Source organism: Verminephrobacter aporrectodeae subsp. tuberculatae At4, from assembly GCF_000193225.1.
Classification (GTDB): Bacteria; Pseudomonadota; Gammaproteobacteria; order Burkholderiales; family Burkholderiaceae_C; genus Acidovorax; species Acidovorax aporrectodeae.
The window spans coordinates 1-2,141 of sequence record NZ_AFAL01000157.1 but is presented as its reverse complement, the minus strand read 5'-3'; the positions used below and the strand labels follow the sequence as shown (position 1 = coordinate 2,141).

The following is a 2,141-nucleotide window of genomic DNA, read 5'->3' as shown; positions in this document are numbered from 1 at the left end:
GCAGCCGATAGCTGCACGCGCATATTCGCTGTCAGGCGCGCGAAGGCGGGGCGTGCAGCGGGCGGGACGGGCGCTGCCGCCTCGCTCTGCGCGACGATGGTCATCGGATCCTGGTGCCGGCCGTTCACGCGGAACTCGAAATGCAGGTGCGGACCGGTGGCCCAGCCCGTGGCGCCCACAGCGCCCAGCGTCTGGCCTTGTCTGAGCGCTTGGCCCGTGCGCACGTCGATGCGGCTCAGGTGCGCATAGACCGTGACGTGCTGGTTGCGGTGCTTGACGAAGACCACGTTGCCGTAGCCGTTCTGCACGCCGGCGAACTCCACCGTGCCGTCGCCCACGGTGCGCACGGCCGTGCCGGTGGGCGCGGCGAAATCGGTGCCCAGATGGGCGCGCCAGGTTTTCAGGATGGGATGCAGGCGCATCTTGAAGCCGCTGGTCACGCGCGAGAACTCCACCGGGGAGGTGAGGTAGGCGCGGCGCAGGCTGGTGCCCTCCGGCGTGTAGTACGCGCCCTGGAACCAAACCGCCTGGTGGACCTTGCCGTCGTTCACGAACTCGGCGCTGAGCACGCGGCCGCTGCCCAGCACCTCGCCATCGGCCTCCAGGGTCTCGTACACCACCGAGAAGCGGTCGCCCTTGCGCAGCGAGCGCTGGAAGTCGATGCTGCCCGAGAAGATCTCGGCCAGTTGCACGGCCACGGCGTCCGGGATGCCCGATGCGTCGGTGGCAGCGAACAGCGAGCTGTTCACGACGCCGCCGACGAGGCGGCTGTCGAGCGCCATCTTGGCGTTTTCGACACGCGAGCTGAAGCCATCGCCCGTGCGCTCCACGACCAAGCGGCGGAAGTTGCCGCTGCCGTCGGGCACCCAGCGCGCCGTCAGGCGAATCAGACGGTGGTCGTCGGTGGTCTGCGCCGACACGCTGCGGCCGCTGCGACCCAGCATGTTCTGGTGCACGAACCGGTCACTGCGCAGAAAGGCGGCCGCGGCCGGGTCGGCCACACCCAGGCGCCGCAGCAGGGATTCCGGCGTATCGCTGCTGCGCAGTTGCTCGGAGCGAAACAGCGAGAAGCCGGGGGCTTGCAGCTCGCTGAGCATGCGGTTCTCAGCCAGCGATTCGACGGAATGGCTGAGCATGCGCACCGGCAGTTCGGCCGGATCGGGCGCAAGGGACGCCACGGCGAACGCGCCGCCGCCGCCCGTCAGCAGCAAGGCCGCGACAGCGGCGCCAATGCGTCCGGGATAGCGCTGGATCGTGCGCGACAGTCGGTAGAGAAAAAAAGCGCTACTGGCGCGGGTCAGGCCGTAAATCAAAGCTGCTATCCCCAGGGTGATCGCGCGAAGCCCCGGCGTTTTCCCGCTGCGGCTACATCAGCTTGGCAGAGCGCACGGGCTTGGGTCAGGGTGAGGGCGGAAACAGCGGGCCCACTTAGAATCCCGCCTTTGCAAAGCAGGCCGGAGTATAGCGGCGACGCAGTCTGTCCGGACATCCCAAAAAACCCCCTTATGCATCCATCAGTCGTTACAACGTCCCCGGTTTCCGAAGCGGTCCGGCAGGCCCTGGAAATCTCGCTGCGCGGTGCCCAGGAACTGCTGCCACAAGACGCCTGGGTCGGGAAGCTGGTGCGCTCCGAGGCCTCGGGCCAGCCGCTGCGCATCAAGCTGGGGCTCGATCCCACGGCGCCGGACATCCACATCGGCCACACGGTGGTGCTCAACAAGCTGCGCCAGTTGCAGGACCTGGGTCACCAGGTGATCTTCCTGATCGGCGACTTCACGGGCCTGATCGGCGACCCCTCGGGGCGCAACGACACCCGCCCGCCGCTCACGCCCGGGCAGATCCGGGCGAACGCCGAGACCTACTACCGCCAGGCGAGCCTGGTGCTCGATCCGGCGCGCACCGAGATCCGCTACAACAGCGAATGGAGCGAGCCCCTGGGCGCCGCGGGAATGATCCAGCTCGCCGCCAAGTACACCGTGGCGCGCATGATGGAGCGCGACGATTTCCACAAACGCTTTGCCAGCGGCCAGTCGATTTCGGTGCACGAGTTCCTGTACCCGCTGATGCAGGGCTACGACTCGGTGGCGCTGAAGAGCGATCTGGAGCTCGGCGGCACCGACCAGAAATTCAACCTGCTCATG

The 2,141-nt window shown here is 67.6% G+C and carries 2 protein-coding genes; one reads left to right on the top strand and one right to left on the bottom strand.

The features are described 5' to 3' along the window. Positions 1-1,313, bottom strand: a 1,313-nt coding sequence (locus VTU_RS0105420; protein WP_010101621.1) for a M23 family metallopeptidase, incomplete at its 3' end; no start/stop codon positions are given. 192 nt (positions 1,314-1,505) lie between these two features. On the opposite strand from VTU_RS0105420, the gene tyrS reads away from it, so the two are divergent. Then, on the top strand, positions 1,506-2,141 hold a 636-nt coding region (tyrS, locus tag VTU_RS0105415), incomplete at its 3' end, for a tyrosine--tRNA ligase (protein WP_010101619.1).